The organism is Martelella sp. NC20, assembly GCF_013459645.1.
Classification (GTDB): Bacteria; Pseudomonadota; Alphaproteobacteria; order Rhizobiales; family Rhizobiaceae; genus Martelella.
In genome coordinates this window covers 718,000-733,070 of record NZ_CP054861.1, presented here as the reverse complement: position 1 = coordinate 733,070, position 15,071 = coordinate 718,000, and the positions used below count along the sequence as shown (strand labels likewise).

14 protein-coding genes are annotated in these 15,071 nt (G+C 62.3%); 5 read left to right on the top strand and 9 right to left on the bottom strand.

Annotated features, from left to right (window positions below; all coding sequences use genetic code 11):
- Positions 1-5: 5 nt before the first annotated feature.
- Entirely contained in the window at positions 6-245 is a 240-nt protein-coding gene (locus tag HQ843_RS03550) for an OsmC family protein (RefSeq protein WP_180899799.1), read from the bottom strand.
- 481 nt (positions 246-726) lie between these two features.
- Between HQ843_RS03550 and HQ843_RS03545 the strand changes: the two genes are divergently transcribed.
- Positions 727-2,352: an ATP-dependent acyl-CoA ligase gene (locus HQ843_RS03545; RefSeq protein ID WP_180899800.1), complete on the top strand. Its 1,626-nt coding sequence runs from the start codon at positions 727-729 to the stop codon at positions 2,350-2,352.
- A 76-nt stretch (positions 2,353-2,428) separates the two neighbouring features.
- On the opposite strand, the gene HQ843_RS03540 is transcribed toward HQ843_RS03545, so the two are convergent.
- The 7 genes from HQ843_RS03540 to HQ843_RS03510 all read right to left on the bottom strand — a co-directional run bounded on the left by HQ843_RS03540 (position 2,429) and on the right by HQ843_RS03510 (position 9,620).
- A complete protein-coding gene (locus HQ843_RS03540) occupies positions 2,429-3,616 on the bottom strand; it encodes a multidrug effflux MFS transporter (protein ID WP_180899801.1) in 1,188 nt (395 codons plus the stop codon).
- A gap of 169 nt (positions 3,617-3,785) precedes the next feature.
- Entirely contained in the window at positions 3,786-4,769 is a 984-nt protein-coding gene (locus tag HQ843_RS03535) for a 3-hydroxybutyryl-CoA dehydrogenase (protein ID WP_180899802.1), read from the bottom strand.
- On the bottom strand, positions 4,766-5,857 hold the full coding sequence (locus tag HQ843_RS03530; protein ID WP_180899803.1) for an NAD/NADP-dependent octopine/nopaline dehydrogenase family protein: 1,092 nt from the start codon (positions 5,855-5,857) through the stop codon (positions 4,766-4,768). Before HQ843_RS03530 ends, HQ843_RS03535 begins: the two co-directional genes overlap by 4 nt.
- A gap of 52 nt (positions 5,858-5,909) precedes the next feature.
- Entirely contained in the window at positions 5,910-7,199 is a 1,290-nt protein-coding gene (locus HQ843_RS03525; protein ID WP_180899804.1) for a TRAP transporter large permease, read from the bottom strand.
- Positions 7,196-7,699, bottom strand: a complete 504-nt coding sequence (locus HQ843_RS03520; protein ID WP_180899805.1) for a TRAP transporter small permease — start codon at positions 7,697-7,699, stop codon at positions 7,196-7,198. The genes HQ843_RS03525 and HQ843_RS03520 overlap by 4 nt, the downstream gene beginning before the upstream one ends.
- A gap of 30 nt (positions 7,700-7,729) precedes the next feature.
- Positions 7,730-8,752: a TRAP transporter substrate-binding protein gene (locus HQ843_RS03515; RefSeq protein WP_180899806.1), complete on the bottom strand. Its 1,023-nt coding sequence runs from the start codon at positions 8,750-8,752 to the stop codon at positions 7,730-7,732.
- A gap of 394 nt (positions 8,753-9,146) precedes the next feature.
- The gene (locus tag HQ843_RS03510; protein ID WP_180899807.1) at positions 9,147-9,620 is read right to left on the bottom strand and encodes a MarR family winged helix-turn-helix transcriptional regulator; all 474 of its coding nucleotides are present in this window, start codon (positions 9,618-9,620) and stop codon (positions 9,147-9,149) included.
- A 309-nt stretch (positions 9,621-9,929) separates the two neighbouring features.
- On the opposite strand from HQ843_RS03510, the gene HQ843_RS03505 reads away from it, so the two are divergent.
- The 4 genes from HQ843_RS03505 to HQ843_RS03490 all read left to right on the top strand — a co-directional run bounded on the left by HQ843_RS03505 (position 9,930) and on the right by HQ843_RS03490 (position 13,509).
- Positions 9,930-10,340, top strand: coding sequence for a DUF4440 domain-containing protein (locus HQ843_RS03505; RefSeq protein WP_180899808.1), 411 nt, complete (start codon positions 9,930-9,932; stop codon positions 10,338-10,340).
- Between the two features lie 132 nt (positions 10,341-10,472).
- Positions 10,473-11,408 (top strand): flavin reductase, encoded by a 936-nt coding sequence (locus HQ843_RS03500; RefSeq protein WP_180899809.1) that lies wholly within the window; start codon positions 10,473-10,475, stop codon positions 11,406-11,408.
- Between the two features lie 70 nt (positions 11,409-11,478).
- Positions 11,479-12,621, top strand: a complete 1,143-nt coding sequence (locus HQ843_RS03495; RefSeq protein WP_180899810.1) for an acyl-CoA dehydrogenase family protein — start codon at positions 11,479-11,481, stop codon at positions 12,619-12,621.
- Between the two features lie 126 nt (positions 12,622-12,747).
- Positions 12,748-13,509 (top strand): SDR family NAD(P)-dependent oxidoreductase, encoded by a 762-nt coding sequence (locus HQ843_RS03490; RefSeq protein WP_180899811.1) that lies wholly within the window; start codon positions 12,748-12,750, stop codon positions 13,507-13,509.
- A 44-nt stretch (positions 13,510-13,553) separates the two neighbouring features.
- On the opposite strand, the gene HQ843_RS03485 is transcribed toward HQ843_RS03490, so the two are convergent.
- The gene (locus tag HQ843_RS03485; RefSeq protein ID WP_180899812.1) at positions 13,554-15,056 is read right to left on the bottom strand and encodes an aldehyde dehydrogenase family protein; all 1,503 of its coding nucleotides are present in this window, start codon (positions 15,054-15,056) and stop codon (positions 13,554-13,556) included.
- Positions 15,057-15,071: the final 15 nt, after the last annotated feature.

Here is a 15,071-nt window from a genome sequence, read left to right as displayed (position 1 = left end):
GCGGTTCAGACGAGGTTCAGGGCAAGATCGACATTGCCCCTGGTTGCGTTGGAGAACGGGCAGCGCTTGTGCGCGTTCTCGACGATCTGTCTTGTAAGCGCCCCGCCAAGCCCGAGCAGCGAGACGTTGGGCGTGCAGTTGAGAGAGCGGCCTTTGCCGGCTGGGCCGCCGAACGCGTTGGCATGGCGGCCTTCATGTCGGTTTGTAGATGTGTCTTCCGCCCTACAGCCAGGTTTCACTGTCATCTTCCCGATCTCCGTAGCGACGAAACTCTGCCAGACTATGCGCGGCATGACAGTCTCAGTTTATAGAGCGCTTCCGGTAAAAGTGGACACCGGTTTTCCGTCCGGAAAGCGCGAACAACAAAATAAAGAGCATTTCTGGCGATCCGGTTTTCACCGGAAATGCTCTGGAGGCCGTCTTGGCCGTGGAGGGCTGCAGGCAATCGGAACCGCCCGCCTTCCCCCAACTCCACCTGTAATTATTTTATATATAAAGAAATTTTGTCGCCCGCAACGGTAATTTGCGGGGCGCGCGATTTTCCTTCGCAGGACCCAATGTTATCAACGCCCAGAGCCGGGTTTGATGTTCCGGGCCGGTACCGTTCCCCGCGCAACGTTCGCGCGGCAAAGGGCGGGAGCGCGTGATGTTCGGTTTGACGTCGGCATGAGAGTATTATACATCTAAAATAATTGCAGCTTCGCTTGAATTTTCCGGGATCCGACTATGCCAAAAACTCATGAAAATGCCGTCCAGACGCAGGATAGCGCCTATGATCGGGCCTTGGCCGCGTTCCCGCCATCGGATCGAATTCTCTCGACCTTGCTGCTGCGTCAGGCGGAGAAATACGGCGACAGGATATTGTTCACCTTCGGCGATACCCGCTGGACCTATGAAGAGGCACCGGTCATTGCCGCCGGCTGGGCGCAACGGCTTGCCGAAGCGGGCATCGTCGCCGGGGACCGGGTTGCGATCCATTGCAACAATCGTCCCGAATTCATGCAGATCTATCTCGGCTGCGCGTGGCTCGGAGCCATCGCCACCCCGATCAATACGGCGTTTCGCGGCGCGCAGCTCGAAGGCGTCATGAACAATTCCACCGCCAGGATCCTGGTTATCGAGGAAGACAATCTCGGCGTTCTGGAGGGGCTTGAGAAGGGGACGGCGGTCCCGCCGCAGATCTGGACGATCCGCAAGGACGGCATTCACGGGCCTGACGACGCGTTGATCACGGCGCCCGAAACCGTGGCGGACATGACGCCGCCGCCGATCAAGGTCAGCGACACCGCCGTCATTCTTTACACCTCCGGCACGACCGGCCCGTCCAAGGGCGTGTGCTGCCCGCAGGCCCAGATGTTCTGGTGGGGCGTCTATTCCGCCCAGGCACTCGGCGTGCGCGAAGGCGACGTGCTGATGACCATGCTGCCGGTCTTCCACACCAATGCGCTGAACTGCTTCTACCAGGCGCTGATCAATGGCTGCGAATATGTGCTCGAGCCCAAGTTCACCGCGTCCGGCTTCTGGCGGATCTGCAAGGATCGCAAGGCTACCGTTACCTATCTGCTTGGCGCCATGGCGGCCATTCTTATGGCCCAGCCTGAGCGTCCCGAAGAGAAAAGCCACAGCATTCGCGTGGCGCTTGGCGGCGGCGTTCCCGGTCCGCTGCACGAACCCTTCCGCGAGCGCTTCAACGTGCCGCTGGTCGACGGCTACGCCTCTACCGAGACCAATTTCGTGTTCTGGAGCCGGATTCCTTCGGATCGCCCGGGCGGTATGGGTTATCTGAGCAGCGGCGCCGAGGCCATCATCGTCGACGAATATGACAGCGAGGTGTCGGACGGTGAGGCCGGCGAACTGCTGCTGAGGCCGACCCAGCCCTATTCGTTCGCCACCGGCTATTTCGGCATGCCCGACAAGACCGTCGAGGCGTGGCGGAATTTCTGGTTCCACTCGGGCGACCGGGTGCTGCGCGAACCGGACGGCAGCTTCAAGTTCATCGACCGGATGAAGGATGCCATCCGCCGTCGCGGAGAAAACATCTCCTCCTGGGAAGTCGAGCAGGAACTGCACAAGCATCCCGCGGTCGACACCTGCGCGGTGTTTCCGCTGCCTTCGGAACTGGGAGAGGACGAGGTCGCCGTGGCGGTCAAGGTCAAGGCGGGCAAGGAACTGGAGCCGGAAGAACTAGTCGCTTATGCCCAGACGCGGCTTGCGAAGTTCGCGGTCCCGCGCTTCATCCGCTTCGTCGACGAGATGCCGCACACCGAAAACGGCAAGATCAAGAAAACCGTCTTCCGCGATCAGGGTCTTGTTGACGGAATCTGGGACCGCGAGAAGGCCGCCAAGGTCTGATCTTTTCAACGCGTCGGGGGAGGTTCAGTCGCCTGTCAGATCGCGGCAACTGGATCTTCCCCGGCGCGTCATCGTCTCAAGTGTCGCGCGTGACGGCACGTATCAGATACATGCCGAAGGTCGCTACGCTCACCAGCACGTAGGACCCGACGATCGAGGCCGGTCCGAAACTTGCGGCCGGCACGAGCACGAGCACGCCAAGACCCGACAGGACGAACTGCAGGAAGCCCAGCATGCCGGCGGCGCTGCCGAACGAGGTGTCAAGCGCGCTGGTGGCGCTGGCGGTCGCGCTTGGCACCACCAGTCCGTGCCCGAAGGTCAGTGTGCCGATGAGAAGGAACAACCAGAACACCGAGAGCGATCCCGACAGATAGATCGCGGCAAGCGGCACCGACAGAATGAAGGTGAAGGCGGTGCCAAGCCCCATCATCCTGTTGACGCCCAACCGCTCGGCAAGCCGGCCGGACGTAAGATTTCCCATCATGAACCCGATCGCCGGGATGGCGAACAGCGCGCCGTAGGAGTTGGGGCTCAGGCGGTAATGCTGTTCGAGCACGAACGGCGCGCTTGCGAAGAAGGTCTGCGCCAGAAAGCTCGGCAGGATGACCTGCCAGGTGAAATAGCGGAATGCTTTCGACTGCAGCAGGCGGCCATAGATCTCGACCGTCGAACGGGGCCGCGGCGGCCGTCGGGAGACGACATTTGGCACCATGGAGGTCACCGTCACCACAAGCAGTAACGATATGGCAGTCAGCAGCGCGAAGTTGCCGCGCCAGCCGATGCTCGACTGGATGTAACCTCCCGCCACCGGCGCGAGCATCGGGATCACCATGATGCCGACCGTCATGTAACCGAGCATGGCGGCGGCGCGCTCCGTCGGGTAGAGTTCGCGCACAAGCGCCCGCGAGGTCACCATGCCCGACGACGCTCCGATCGCCTGAAGTATCCGTCCCACGACCAGCCATGCGAAATTCGGCGTCACCATGCAGATCAGGCTTCCCAGCACGAACAGGACCATGCCCACGATCAGGGGAGGCCGATGGCCGAAACGGTCGGAAAAGGCGCCGAACACCAGTTGCGGCACCGCAAGGCCGAACAGAAACACCGACTGGGCGAGCGCGATCATAAACGAAGACACCCCGAGCGCCGTCTCAATGGCCGGCAGCGAGGGCGTGACGAGCGTCATGCTGGCGGGGCCGAGCCCTGCCGAGAGCCCGAGCGTGGCGACGATGACCAGCGGATTTGGATTATTTGTCTGTGCCAATGGCGTGCCCCCCCGGAAAACAAGCGTTACCCGGCCAGGACCGCAACAGGACCGGTCCATACGCCGAGATATTGTTATATATATAAAATAAATTATTGGAAGAAGCTTGTTTCGTCACGGGGGAGGGGCGGGCCTCCTCCCGCGCTGGCTTATGGAGCGACGCGCGTTCTCAGCCGTCGAGTACGGGTGAGCGGGCCAGTCCCATATTCCTGAGTGCGGCGGCAAAATCCCCTAGGCGCTTTTCCCTGTAAGCCTCGGGATCGATGTCCTTGAAATTGTAGAATCCCTCGCCGGATTTGAGGCCGATGCGGCCGGCTTCCATATTCTCGGCGATGATAGGAGGCGCGGCATAGCGTTCGTCACCGAGCGCGCCGACGAGATAGCGCGATGCATAGTGCAGGATATCGCCGCCGCCCCAGTCGATGAATTCCAGCAGGCCAAGGATCGCGAAGCGAAAGCCGAAACCGTGGATGATTGCCTTGTCGATATCCTCGGCGCTGGCCACACCCTCGCCGACCATGCGCGCGGCCTCGTTCATCGCCAGTGTCTGGATTCGCGGCACGATGTAGCCGGGACGCGCGGCGCAGACCACCGGCACCTTGCCCACGCTTTCGAGCAGCGCGATCAGCCTTTTGGTGGTCGCGTCATCGGTATTGGCGCCCGGCGAGACTTCCACCAAGGGCACAAGGAAGGCAGGGTTGAGCCAGTGCGCGTTCAAGAAACGCTCCGGATGGACCACCGATCCCGACAGGTCGTCGACCAGAATGGTCGACGTGGTGGATGCGATAATGGTTTCCGGCCCGGCCATGCCAGAGATCTGCGCGAACGCCTCGCGCTTGAGGTCGAGTATCTCCGGAAGCCCCTCGAATACGACGCTGGAATCGTCAAGGGCGATTTGGGCATCGCCCTTTGCCACCACCCGCACGCGATTGGCGATCATGTCGATATGCTGGTCCTGCATCAGGCCGATCCGGGCCAGCATCGCCAGCGTCGAGGCAATCTCGTCGCGAACTTCCGCGACGAGACGGTCGAAGCCGTCCGCGTCGCGGTCCTTGAAGTCGATGATGTCGACGCGATGGCCGGCATAGGCGAACACGACGGCGATGCCGCGCCCCATGCGGCCCGCGCCGAGGCAGGCGATCTTCTCGCTCATTTGAAGCCCTCGACCAGCAGGTTCCGGAGCTGGTCACGATCCAGATGATCGAGGCCCAGCGCCGAACGGCTGCGTCCGGTCTTCATGAAATCCTCGCCGACGATCGCGCCCCCGATGGCCATGAAGCCATTGACGAGCGGCGTCGCCACCTCGGCCAGCGCGCCGAACGAAGACAGCAGCGACAAGCCCATGCGCGTATCCTCGAGCATGTAGCGATGCGTGGCCAGATCCAGGCTCTCGTTCCAGTCCCGGGTTTCGCTGATGGTGTCATGATCTTCGCGGCCGTACATCCACATCTCGCCGGTCTTGTTGTAGTGGTTGGCGAGGGGGAAGTGTGGCGCGCCATAGCCGAACGCTTCCCGCACCACGATGCGCTCCCGGTCCAGCGCGTCCGTGACCCGGCGCACAGCCGGCTGGGTGCCCTCGGTATGGATGTCCCAGGTATCGAAATGCTCGATCGCCGCCGCGTTCATCACGATCAGAGGCGGGTGGATGATCGGTCCCGCATTCATCAGCGCTGCCGAAAGCGCATCGCCGCAATCCTCGATTGCGCCCGGAAACGCGCGCCCGATCACCTCCAGCGCATGGGCCGATTTGGATTGCGGGAACACGCCCGTCGGCAGCCGCACGCCGCGACCCGACAGACGAACCTCATAGGCGCTTTTCTTGCGCGCAAGCCAGGGCAGCGTGCCGGTCTCGGCAAAGGCGACGTCCGTCGATCCGCCGGCGTCCTTGACCGCCTTGGCGAAAACGTAGCTGCCGAAAGTGCCCGGCGGCAGAAAAACCACCTGACCGTCTTCCAGATGCGGCGCGGCCAGTTGCGCGATCGAGTCTTGCGCAAATGCCGGCAAGGGGCAGAGGACAAGCTCGGCGCCGGCCAGCGCCTCGGCGATGGAGCTTGTTATGGTGTGCAGCGTCGCGACGGCCTCTTTGCGGCCCTCGATGAGCTTGATCGTGCCGCCCGCCGCGCGGTGAGCGGACACCTGCTCCTCATCGCGTCGCCACAAGCGGACCTCGTGACCGGCGAGCGTGAGGTCTGCCGCGGCGGCAAAAGAGCCGTTTCCTCCACCCAGAACCGTAATAATCATATGCGCTTCACTCCTTGTGCATGTGCGTTGGAGAGCCGACCGGGGAGGGCGGCTACATGTGGGACGGCAGGAACAGCACCAGCGCCGGGAAGATCAGCAACAGGGCGACCCGCAGGATGTCGATAACCAGAAACGGCACCAGTCCCTTGAAGATCGTGCCGAGCGACACGTCGCGGACGACGGAGCGCAGCACGAAGGCATTCAATCCGACCGGCGGCGTGATGTAGCTGATTTCCGAAACGACCACGACGAAGATCCCGAACCAGATCAGGTCGAAGCCCTGGGCCGCGACGATCGGTACGAAGATCGGAATCGTGAGGGTGATCACCGAAAGCGCCTCGAGCATGCACCCGAGCACGATGTAGATGATCACGATCAGGATCATGGTCACGTAGGGATTGTCGCCGAAAGCGCCGAGCAGTGTCTGCATATCCGACGTCATGCCGGACAGGTTGACGTAATTGGCGAAGGTCAGCGCGCCGAACAGGATGAAGAACATCATCGCCGTGGTCTTGGCGGTGTCGAACAGCGTGTCGAGGGTTTCCCGCCACTTGAACCGGCGCTTGGCGATCAGCAGCAGCAGCGCGCCTCCCGCGCCCATGCCGGCGCTTTCGGTCGGGGTGAAGACGCCGAAATAGATGCCGCCCATGATGAAGGTGAAGATCAGCAGCGCGCCGGAAACGCCGCGCAAGGCATAGATACGCCGCATCAGTGGCAGCTTGGGTTCCTCGGGCAGGTTTACGCCGCGCCGGCGCACCGAATAGATTACCGCGATCGCGTATCCCAGGATGCCGACGATGCCGGGTATGATGCCCGCGATGAACAGCTTGCCGATATCCTGCTGCGTCATGATGCCGTAGATGACCAGGATGACCGAGGGCGGAATCAGAATGCCCAGAGTCCCGCCTGCCGCGATCGAGGCGGTGGAGAGGGTGTCGGGATAGCCGAACCGGCGCATCGAGGGCATGGCGATCTTGGACATGGTCGCCGCGGTCGCAAGCGACGATCCGCAGACCGAGGAGAAGCCGCCGCAGGCCACGATCGTCGCAAGCGCCAGTCCGCCGCGGCGATGACGCAGCCACGCATAGGCGGCCTCGTACATTTCCTTCGCGACGCCGGACTGCACGACGAAATTGCCCATCATCAGAAAGAGGGGAAGGATGGACAGCGAGTAGGCGTGGCTGTTGTCGAAGAATGTCTGCCCGAGAAGGGAAAAAGAGGCCTGCCAGCCAATGATCGAAGCTGTGCCGATGGTGCCGACAAGCGTGAGGGCGAACGAGATCGGGACGCCTGCCCCGAGCATGATAAAGAGCAGGGCGATGCCGACTTCCCAGCTACTCATAAGGTCTTATCCTGGTCTAGAACGTGTTTTGAACGCCGGGGCGGGGCAAAGCCGACCAGCAAGGTGATAAGCATGGCGATCCCGGTCAGCACCGAGGTGAGGTAGGCGACCGGGGCGACGGGGATATCCAGACTGTCGGTCACCGCGCCGTAGCTGGACAGATTGTCGCCCACGATCCACAGCCGCCAGCACACCACGCCCAGAACCACCGCCGACACGACGGCGATCAGCGCCCGTCGAAACGGTTCGACGGACAGCGGCGTTCTGGCCGAGATGAAGTCCACGGTGATGTGCTCGTCATCAAGGCTCGCTGCCGGCAGCCCCACGAAGATGATGGCCGCCAGCAGCAGTTCGGTCATTTCGGTTGCGCCGATCAGAGGGCGGTTCATCAGGTATCGTCCCACGACATCCACGATGGTGAGCATCATCATGGAGACCAGCATCACGCCGCAAAAGATCCTGAGACCCAGAACGGCGATTTTCAGTGGCTTGGAACGCATGTCCGTGGGCCTCCCCTGTCAGGCGATTGCCTATTCAGCCGATACCTTGGCCACTTCGGCCTTCATCATCTCATAAGCGGCTTGGCCGTCGATCCCCGTGGAGGAGACTTCTTCGATGCCCTTTTCGATGACCGGCTGGAGTTTCTCCTTGAGCGCTGCCATATCCGCGTCGGAGATCTGCTGGATTGCAACGGTGCCGGCCATTGCCTCTCGGGCTTCGCCATCGATCCGGTCCCACATCTGGCCCGCCTTGCGCGCCAGCGCTTCGCCGCTGATCTTGTCGATGGCAGCCTTGTCTTCTTCAGAGAGGCTTTCCCAGGTGTTCTTGCCCATGATCATGAAGAAGGAGGTGTTATAGAGACCGCCGGGGACCATAAGGCCCTTCGACAGCAGGCTGTCGAGATTGAAATACTTCACCGATTCCAGCGGGAAGAAGATGCCGTCCGCCACGCCCTGGGACAGAAGCTCGTATGCCTTGGACGACGGTCCCTCGACCGGCGCGGCGCCGAGCGTGGTGGCGACCTCATGCGCAACGCCGCCGCCGACGCGCATCTTCAGGCCGTTGATCTGGTCGACGCTGTCGATGTCCGGATTCTTGAAGAAGGCCCCGCCCGGGCCGTGGGTGAAGACGCTCAGCACGTGTACGTCGTCATATTCGCCGGCATCTTTCAGCATGGCGTCCCAGGTGCGCCAGTAGGCGACCGAGGTTGCTTCGGCGGTATCGCCGAGGAATGGCAGTTCGCCGACGACCATCGTCTTGAACCGGCCCGGCGTATAGGCTTGGTTGCCCTGCGCCAGATCGACGACGCCGTTTTTCACGAGATCGTAATGCGCGGGAGGAGCGCCCAGCGGAGCGGGAAGTATTTCGACTTTCACCCGGTTCTCGGTGACCTTCTCGATATCCTCGGCGAAGGGAACCAGAACATCCGCCACCAGCGGGTGGGTGGGCGGCAGCCAGATCGAGAACCGCATCGTGGTCTCGGCCCAGACCGCGTTGGATGCCTGCATCAAGAACAAGGCGGATGCGGCCGCAAGCTTTCCGATATGCTTCATCTGTGACGTCTCCTTTTCAGTCGTTTACATATAAAGTTTTGTAACGTTCTTCTGTTCAAGGGGAGGCGCTGAACTGTTCTCGTTGCAGATTTTCGGTGCTTAATTGTCGGCGTAAATCGGCGGAATCGTTCGCTGAACGTCACGCCAAAGGCGTAACGGGCACGACATCGGATGGCCCGGTCTCCCGCCGGGCATTGCTCCGCACACCATCAGTCCCCTCTCGTGATCGGGTACGCAGACCGCGATCAATCTTCTTATTTAGGAGAAAATTCGCATGAAAATGGTAGTTTGTCAATGCGCGTGATCCGCATGCGGCAGCGCTTGTTTGGCTCATCTGTCCGGGTGAGGCGCTGTCGGGGCGAAAATCGGTTCGGCCAGGGTTCAGGGGTCGCGTTCACGGATTGAGGTTGGAGAAGATCTTCCGGGTGATCACGTTTACGGCGTGCAGGTCGTCGGTCTCGATATCGTGGCAGGCCTGAATGGCGATCGCGCGGGCCTTCTGGAAAACCACTTCCATCTTCTCCCGGCCAAGCTCGGTCAGGAATACGTCCGTGGAGCGCGCATCCTCGGTCGATGGCCTCGTGTCCACAAGCCCCTCCGCCGTCATGCGCTGAACCAGCTTGGCGATGGTGGAAATCCGGATCATCGTCTCTGTCGACAGCCTGGTAACGGTGGCGGGTTCATGCTTCTCGAGAATGGTCAGGATGCGCCAGCGGGCCACGTCCATGCCCACCGGCTTGAGGGCTGCATCGAGGCGCTGGTGATAAAGGGAGATGACCCGGGCAAGATTGTAAAAGGGCGACGTCTGATAATCGAAATCGTCTTTCGTCGGGTCAAGGCTTACCTTAGGCTCGGTCGTCTTGCTCATTTGAACTGACTTCTCCATCCCCAGTGTCCCGTGATGTTGTCGATCGCGTCGTCCCAAGCCGCGCAAACGCGATTTGAATACGTCTTAAACATCATATGGAGGGCCGTGAGCAAGGCGCTTTTTGCTGCGCCCACCGCTTCGAACCCGTCTGGTAGGGTCAAATTCGTTTGAATATTCCATTAAATATGCTACTTTCTTGATACGTGTCAACCAAATGGCGACTGAGACGGCCGGCGCGAAAAGACCAGAAGAATATGCCTGGTATCAGGCTGGGATGACCGCCGATAACCGGTTTCGAGGGAGAATAAAATGACGGGTTCAGAGCAAGCATCATTCACGGCGATGGCGGAGAAGGAGCCGGACGCGCTGCATCGGCAGTTGCAGGCCTGGTTCAGGGCGGAAGGCACCGAGGATGCCGATACCGTCCTGCAGTGCTTTGAGCCCGGCTACCAGATGGTTGGCGCGGCGGGCAATGTCGTGAGCATCGAGGCGATGCGCGGCGGCTTTCCCAAGCAGCGCGGCAGCCGGCCCACGCTGGTCATGGAGATCAGCGACGTGGAGATCCGTCATATCGCCGGCAATACCGCGCTTGTCCGCTACAAGGAGCGCCAGATTCAGGACTCCGGAACCAATGATCGCTGGGCGGCGGCGGTGCTGGTGGACCGGGGCGACGGTAAGCGGCCGGGCTGGCTGTTTCTGCAGGAAACTTTTTGCCCGTAACCGGCCAATCCTGACCGCTTCGGCCCTTTTTCGGGCCCGACTTCGAGACGGAGAAATCGGCTTTTGTCAAAAATTAGTCGACATTTCGAGTGAATATTCCTATAATTGGCGAGATCGCGGAGGAGTGTAGACATGACGGTTTCGCAGGACGACTTCCGAACGGGCATGCGGCAATTGGCTGCCGCGGTGAATGTGATCACGGCGGGCGAGCCCGGGGCGCGGGCAGGCATGACAGCGACGGCGGTGATGTCGCTGACCGCGGAGCCGCCGCAACTCGGTGTCGCGGTCAATCGCTCCAACGCCTCCCATGCGGCGATCACCGCCGGCAAGGGCTTCGTGGTCAATGTCCTGCGGCGCGATCAGCATGAGATCGCCAGCGCCTTTGCCGGCGGCAAAGGGGTCAAGGGCGAAGAGCGCTTTGCATATGGCAATTGGCGCACCTCCGGGCGCGGGGCGCCGGTGCTGTCCGACAGCGCCGCAAGCTTCGAATGCAGCCTGGCGCAGGCGATCGAGTTTTCCACGCACACACTATTCGTCGGGCTTGTCGAAGCGGTGTCCGTGATGCCGGACGAGCAGCCGCTGCTGTTCATGAACGGGACCTGGGCGAGCCTCGTGCGCGCCAAAAGCGAGCAGATCGCGGCTTACGAGGCTGTCGTCGGAGAGGTCGATCAGGCGCTTGATAGAACCATGAAGGCATCGGATTCCCCCACCGAGCAGCTCGGGGACTTCGCGCAGGTCTTCATCGATCTCAACGCCCCGAGAGTTGATTTGCTGCGCGAGTTCTATTCGCACGAGAGCTTCGCCGCCGCCGACGAACTTGAAAAGGTCAACGAGCGCAAGCGGAACGTCGAAGACAAGCTTCGCAAACTGCTGAAGCGCGGCAAGGAAAGTGGTGAGTTCGATGTCGACGACCCGGACATGGCCGCCAACGCCATCATCGGCATGCTCAATTCCATCCATCGCTGGCCGCGGCGCGCGCACGAGCGCGATGCCGAACTGCTGAGCCGTGGAATTCTCAAATTCGTAAGCGCGAACCGGGAGCCAGATAGCCGGAAGCCTGACGCCTGAAGCGCGAAAAGACAAACAGATGGTGCGATTCCGGTTTTCGCCGGAAGTGCCCCGGAAAAGGGAGACGATCATGAGCGACCAAGTCCTTGAAGCGGTCGAGGAAAAAAGCGAACTGGAAAGCCTCAAGCAGGAGATCCGGTCGCGTCGGCAGGAGTTCGAGACGCTGCGGCATGTTCCCGGCGATATCGTCCGGAAGCTGAAGAAAATCGGCGTTTATCGCGCCTTCGTGCCCAAGTCTCTCGGGGGCGATGAGTTGACGCCCGCCCAGTTCCTGCATCTCATCGAGGAACTGTCGCGCGCCGACGCGTCAGCCGGCTGGGTTGCCAGCTTCGGCGTCAGCTCCACCTATCTTGCCGCGCTCCCCAAGGACACGTTCGAGCACCTCTACGGCCAGAACCCCGACCTGACCTTTGCCGGATCGATCTTTCCTCCGCAAAAGGCCGAGAAGACCGACAAGGGCTTTCTGGTCAACGGCCGGTGGCCGTACGCCTCGGGCTGCATGGGCGCAGATCTGATCGGCGGCGGCATCATCGATGACTCCAACGACAGCCCCTTGCCGCGCATGGCGGTCATGCCGGCCGACAGTGTGGAGATCGATGAGGTCTGGGATACGGTGGGGCTGTGTGCGACCGGTAGCCATGATATCGTCGCGAAAGATGTTCTGGTATCGGCGGACTGGACTTTCATCCGGGGTTCGAAGGCAGAGCGGAGCGAGCCGATCTTCCAATACCCGGCAATGGCGCTTGCGGCCCAGGTTCTTGCGGTCGTCGGGCTTGGCGCGGCGCGCGAGGCTCTCGACTTCCTGCGTGAAAGCGCGGGGCGCAAATCGATCACCGGCGGTCCAGCGGCCGGCGCCAAGCCTTATGTGCAGCAAGATCTCGCCAAGGCGGAAGCCGCGCTCGCCGGTGCGCGTGCGTTCTTTTACGATGTCACCAACAAGGCCTGGGAGCAGATCCTGGTGGGCGACCCGGTTTCGCCCGACGTGCATCTCAATCTTCGCCTCGCCTCCACCGAGGCGGCGCGGGCCGGTGCGGATGTATCGCGGCGCGCCTTCGAGCTCGGGGGCACGCCCGCCATCATTCGCGGGCATACGCTGAACCGGTGCATGCTGGACGCCGCGGCCGTCGGCCAGCATGCCTTCATGGGCATGGGAACCTGGACAGCGGCCGGCGCTGTCATGCTCGATCAGCCGGGCTTGCCCGGCTATCCTTGAGGCCGCAGGTTCGAAACGCGATTACGCTACTTGTCGCAGTGGCATGAGATAACCGGAAAGGACGACTGACATGCACGCACTCTTCCGCGCCCTACGGGCGACCGCACACATCGAGGGCGCATCGTGATGGCCGCGCTCGATGTTGATGGAACGCAGACCGCCGTGGTCACCGGCGGCGGCAACGGGCTCGGTGCGGACATCTGCCGCGCCCTGCATGAGGCGGGTTTTCGCGTCGTGGTGTCGGATGTCGACCTGACGGCGGCCGAAGGACTGGCGGCCGAGCTCGACAGCACCGGCCAGACGGCCGTGGCGGTCAGAATAGATGTCTCGCGGCCCGACGACTTCCAGTCGGCGCTCGAGATGATCGTCGAACGCTGGGGCAAGGCGCATGTTCTGGTGAACAACGCCGCGCGCACCGAGGTGAAGCCGCTGCTCGACATCGATCCCGCGGACTTCAACAGCATCCTCGCGACAAATGCCGGCGGCTGTTTCGCCGGAAGCCAGGTGTTCGGTCGGCACTTCAAGCAGAATGGCTACGGGCGGATCATCAATCTCGCCTCCATCGCCGGGCAGAATGGCGGCACGGCCACCGGGGCGCATTATGCCGCCTCCAAGGGCGCCATCCTGACCCTGACGAAGGTGTTCGCCCGCGATCTCGCCGCTTTCGGCGTGACGACCAACGCCATCGCGCCCGGTCCGCACGACACGCCGATGGTGCGCTCCGTGCTGACCGACGACAAGCTACCCGCCGCCCTTGCCGGTATCCCGGTCGGGCACCTGGGCGATCCGAAATTCGTCGCGAAACTCATCGTTTTGATGGCGGGGCCGGAATCCGGCTTCGTCAACGGAGCCTGCTTCGACGTCAATGGCGGCATCTATATGCGCTAGGCGCGGACCCCGGGGTCGCGATCGATCCTGGGGCCTCTTGCAGACTACTGGTAGTGGTGAACCACGGCCTTCACCCTTGTGTGTCCCAGGACCGACTCCTTACCGAGATCGAAACCCTGCCCGGAATTCTTCCAGCCGCCGAAGGGTAGAGCCATGTCCAGCGCGTTGTGGACATTCACCCAGACCGATCCGGCCTCAAGACCCCGGGTCATGGTCCGGACGCGGTCCAGGTCCTGCGACCAGATGCTGGCGCCCAACCCGTATTCGGTGTCGTTGGCGAGGCGCAGCGCCTCCTCGTCCGTCTCGAACGATGCCGCCACCAGCACCGGGCCGAAGATCTCCTCGCGAACAGGGGTCATGTCGGCGGTGACATCGGCCAGAATGGTCGGCTCGATATAGGCGCCGCCGTGATCGGGAACGCCGCCGCCGGTGACGACGCGAGCGCCTTGGCTGCGCCCGGCCTCGATATAGCCGAGCACCCGTTCGCGCTGCCTGTGGTTGGCCAGCGGCCCCATCTGCGTTTCCGGGAGCAGCGGTGAGCCGAGCCGAATATCCCGTGCGATCTTGGAAACCCCTTCGAGAACCTCCTCATAATGGCGCTTGTGGACATAGAGGCGGGAGCCGGCGCAGCAATTTTGCCCGTGATTGCCCAGGATGCCCCAGGCCGCCGCCGGTATGGCGCGATCGAGATTGGCGTCTTCCATGATGAGGAACGGGGATTTGCCGCCCAATTCCATGCTCACGCTCTTGAAGGAGCCGGCGGTCGCCTGCGCGATCAATCGCCCGGTCTCGGTGGAGCCGGTAAAGGTGATCTTGTCGACATCGGGGTGCTGGACGAGGGCCGAGCCCAGTTCCGGGGCGCTGCCGGTGATGATGTTCAACACGCCTTCGGGAAGGCCCGCTTCAAGGGCAAGCTCGGCGAACCGCAAGGCGGTCAGCGGCGTCTGCGGCGCGGGTTTCAGCACCATGGTGCAGCCGGCGGCCAGCGCGGGAGCGATCTTCCAGACGGCGATGCCCAGAGCGACGTTCCATGGAACGATCGCGGCGACAACGCCGATGGGCTCGCGAAATGTGAAGCCGTCGAATTCGCCGTCGGGAATGTAGGGCATCGACAGCGGCATCGTGCGGCCTTCTATCTTCGTCGCCCAGCCCGCCATGTAGGTGAGGAAGTGGTTCGAGTAATCGACATCGATGCCGCGCGTATTGGCCAGCAGCCGTCCCGATTCCACTGCGCCGATCTCCGATATCTCCTGGCCGTTCTGCTCGAGCAGCGCCGCCATGCGCAGCAGGCAGTTCTGGCGCTCGTTGGGGCGCATGCGGCCCCACGGCCCCTTCAGGGCGCGCCGCGCCGCGACGACGGCGGCATTGACATCCGCAACGCTTGCTTCGGCAGCTGTCGCGACCGGCCGGCCGCTCGTCGGGTCGATGATCTCGTATCGGGACGCGCCCGTGCTCGACTTTCCATCGATATGCAGTCCGTGGTCGCGATCGAGGAAGGCGCGCGCGGCGGCGCCCAGTCTGCCGAGGTCGTTGTCGAGCTTGTTCATTGTTGTCTCCATGTT

Coding starts and splice junctions, on each gene's coding strand:
- HQ843_RS03550 (WP_180899799.1), bottom strand. CDS start 245: ATGACAGTGAAACCTGGCTGTAGGGCGGAAGACACATCTACAAACCGA.
- HQ843_RS03545 (WP_180899800.1), top strand. CDS start 727: ATGCCAAAAACTCATGAAAATGCCGTCCAGACGCAGGATAGCGCCTAT.
- HQ843_RS03535 (WP_180899802.1), bottom strand. CDS start 4,769: ATGAGCGAGAAGATCGCCTGCCTCGGCGCGGGCCGCATGGGGCGCGGC.
- HQ843_RS03530 (WP_180899803.1), bottom strand. CDS start 5,857: ATGATTATTACGGTTCTGGGTGGAGGAAACGGCTCTTTTGCCGCCGCG.
- HQ843_RS03525 (WP_180899804.1), bottom strand. CDS start 7,199: ATGAGTAGCTGGGAAGTCGGCATCGCCCTGCTCTTTATCATGCTCGGG.
- HQ843_RS03520 (WP_180899805.1), bottom strand. CDS start 7,699: ATGCGTTCCAAGCCACTGAAAATCGCCGTTCTGGGTCTCAGGATCTTT.
- HQ843_RS03515 (WP_180899806.1), bottom strand. CDS start 8,752: ATGAAGCATATCGGAAAGCTTGCGGCCGCATCCGCCTTGTTCTTGATG.
- HQ843_RS03510 (WP_180899807.1), bottom strand. CDS start 9,620: ATGAGCAAGACGACCGAGCCTAAGGTAAGCCTTGACCCGACGAAAGAC.
- HQ843_RS03505 (WP_180899808.1), top strand. CDS start 9,930: ATGACGGGTTCAGAGCAAGCATCATTCACGGCGATGGCGGAGAAGGAG.
- HQ843_RS03500 (WP_180899809.1), top strand. CDS start 10,473: ATGACGGTTTCGCAGGACGACTTCCGAACGGGCATGCGGCAATTGGCT.
- HQ843_RS03495 (WP_180899810.1), top strand. CDS start 11,479: ATGAGCGACCAAGTCCTTGAAGCGGTCGAGGAAAAAAGCGAACTGGAA.
- HQ843_RS03490 (WP_180899811.1), top strand. CDS start 12,748: ATGGCCGCGCTCGATGTTGATGGAACGCAGACCGCCGTGGTCACCGGC.
- HQ843_RS03485 (WP_180899812.1), bottom strand. CDS start 15,056: ATGAACAAGCTCGACAACGACCTCGGCAGACTGGGCGCCGCCGCGCGC.